The organism is Tahibacter caeni, from assembly GCF_024609805.1.
In the GTDB taxonomy this organism is placed as follows: domain Bacteria; phylum Pseudomonadota; class Gammaproteobacteria; order Xanthomonadales; family Rhodanobacteraceae; genus Tahibacter; species Tahibacter caeni.
In genome coordinates this window covers 1-2779 of the sequence record NZ_JANFVR010000471.1, presented here as the reverse complement: position 1 = coordinate 2779, position 2779 = coordinate 1, and the positions used below count along the sequence as shown (strand labels likewise).

Below are 2779 nucleotides of genomic sequence, written 5' to 3'. Positions count from 1 at the left end.
CTCCACGTCGGCCTGCAGCGCGGCGTCCAGGCGCATGCCGCCGTCGCGCCACAGCGGCCAGTGGATCGCGACCGTGCGGCCGCGGCGTTCGCCGGCGGCGACGCGGGCCTCGCGCCAGCGCGCGAACTCGTCGAGGAAGCCGTTCGCCGCGGCGTAGTCGGCCTGGCCTGCATTGCCGAACGCGCTCGCGATCGACGAGAACGCGGCGAAGAAATCGAGGTCGAGCGCGCGCGTGGCCTGATCCAGGTGCCAGGTTCCGGCGACTTTCGGCGCGAGCACCTGGCGGAATTCCGCGGCGTTCTTCTTCAGGATGAAGTTGTCCGCGATCATGCCGGCGGCATGCAGCACGCCGTGCACGCCGCCGTGCTCGCGCACGAGCGACGCGACGAGCGCATCGACCGGGGCCTGGTCGCCGAGATCCAGCACGCGATAATGCACGCGGCCGCTCGCTTGCGCCTGCAGCGATTCGAAACGCTGCAGGCGCTCGCCGGCCAGCGGCTGGCGGCCGGTCAGGATCACGCGCGCCTGACGCGTCTGGCCGAGTATCGCCTGCGCGAACACGACGCCGAGGCCGCCGAGGCCGCCGGTGATCAGATAGACGCCGTGTTCCTTGAACGCCGGTTCGGCCGGCCGCTCGGGCTGTTCTTCCCACTGCAGCGCGAGCGGCTGCGTGTCGCGCTCGTAGCGGATCACGCTTTCCGCCGCGTGGCTCTGCGCCTGCTCCAGCTGCTGCGCGAGCGCGGCGGCGGTGATGTCGCGCCGGCTCAGGATCAGCTGGCCGCAGAAGTTCGGATTTTCCAGCCGCGCCGTGCGCAGCAGGCCTGCGAGCCCGGCGAACACGGCGGACTCGGCATCTTCGCCCGCGACGACCTGCAGCAGCACCGGTCCCGCCGGCCGCGCGGCGAGCAGCGACTGGATGCGCTCGAAGCAGGCCAGCGCGTAGTCGGCGTAGCGCTGCGCGAGATGTCCCTGGGCCGGACGCCCGAGCACCGCGCAGCGGCTGCCCGGCAGCAGTTCCTGCAGCGGGTCGGGCGCGACGCCCGGCAGCTCGAGCACGACGACATGGCGCTCGGTCCAGCGCGTGCCACCCGGACTGTCGGCGGCGCTCGCGCACCAGGCCGGCACCGCGCTGAGCGTCTGCGTCACAGGCGCCGTCCCGGACCGGCGCTTGACCGCCTGGATCTGCGCGACGGCTTCCTGCCGCGAAATCCGGCCGGCCGACAGTTCGTGGTAGATCCGCTCCAGCATCTGTTTGGTCTGCATCGGGGTGCTGCTCTCGAAATGCCCGCGGCCGTCGAAGCCCGGTCGGAAAAGAGAAATCGGGTCCATGGCGGCGGCCGCTCAGCCGAGCTCCACGGCTTCGCGGATGGAGATGTCGTGGTTCGCGATCGCGTCGACGAGCCGGTGGTAGAACGCGAACTCGTCGGCCTCCCCGACGGCGCCCGGCGCGGCGGCGACGGACAGGTCGGCCGCCAGCGCGTCGGCGATCGGCGCATCCGCGGCCGGCGCATCCATCACGCGCAGCGCGAAGCCGCGGATCTGCACGCAGACCGTGGCCTGCGCGTCGCAGAGATCGATGTCGAGCTTCCAGGTGTGCGCGTCGGACGCCGGTCCGGCGGCCAGGCGCACCCACGCGATCATGTCGCGCGAACAGGCGGCGAGGACGCGCGCGGAATCCATCGCGAACGGCACCGGCGGACGGCCCGGCGGATGGCCGCCGTGCAGCATCAGGCCGACCGAGGCCTGCAGCGCGCCGTCCATGAGGCTCGGATGCAGCACATAGCGGCGCTCGCTGCCGGCGACGGCGGCCGGCAGGCGCAGGCGCGCGAGCAGCTGCCGTTCGCCGAGCGCGACCGACGTCAGCGACTGGTGGGCCGGGCCGTAGACCAGGCCCATCGCCGCGAGCGCCTGATACAGCTGCGGCGCATCCAGGCGGTGTTGGCTCATCTGCCGTTCGAGCGATTCCAGATCCAGCCGCACGGCCGGCGCGACCGGCTTGAGCAGCGCGCTGCCCTGGCAATGCACGCCCTGCCCGCCCGCGCCGTCGCTGACGATGCGGAACTCCAAGGTTTCCTCGGGGCGGTCGGCGTCCTGCACGAGCAGCGCGATCGACACGTCGCGCCGCTCGCGCACGGCCAGCGGCCGCAGCCAGACCACGTCGCGCAGCTCCAGGTGCTCGGCGTCGTCGTGGCCGAACGCGGCCTGCGCGACGGCGGCGCGCGCCATCTCGAGATAGGCCACGCCGGGCAGCACGCGCTCGATCGTCTGGTCGGTCAGGCGCACGCGATGGTCGGCGAGGAAGAACTCGCTGCCGTCGAAGCGCGAGCGGTAGGTCTGCTGGCGCAGGGTCGAGGTGTTCGTGTGCAGCAGCGGGTGCAATGCCGCCGCGCCGCCGCCAGCTTCGGTCACGGATTCGCCGCCGCTCGTGTCGGCCCAGTAGCGTTCCTTCGCGAACGGATAGGCGGGCAGGCCGATGCGCCGCGGCCGGCCGGCCGGATACAGCAGCTGCCAGTCCCAGTCGAGTCCCTTGACCCAGAGCTCGGCGAGCCGGGCCAGCTTGCCCTGCGCGATCCAGCGCTCGACGAGCGTGGCCTTGATGTCCTCGTCCTGGCCGAGCAGGCTGACGCTCTCGCGCTGCTGGCGCGCATGCCCGCGCGACAGCCCGGCGAAGGGCTCGCCGGCGACGAACGCACGCAGCGCGCGCACGAGTTCCTCGAGGCTCGCGGCCACCAGGCCCAGGCGCTCGTCCATCGGCTCGCGGCCGACCTGCAAGGTGTAC

2 protein-coding genes are annotated in these 2779 nt (G+C 72.6%); both read right to left on the bottom strand.

Going from position 1 to position 2779, the window contains the following annotated elements:
- Nucleotides 1-1263 (bottom strand): SDR family NAD(P)-dependent oxidoreductase (locus NON22_RS22755; protein WP_257389276.1); only part of this gene is annotated, 1263 nt, incomplete at its 3' end.
- A gap of 78 nt (nucleotides 1264-1341) precedes the next feature.
- On the bottom strand, nucleotides 1342-2779 hold a 1438-nt coding region (locus NON22_RS22750; RefSeq protein ID WP_257389275.1), incomplete at its 5' end, for a polyketide synthase dehydratase domain-containing protein.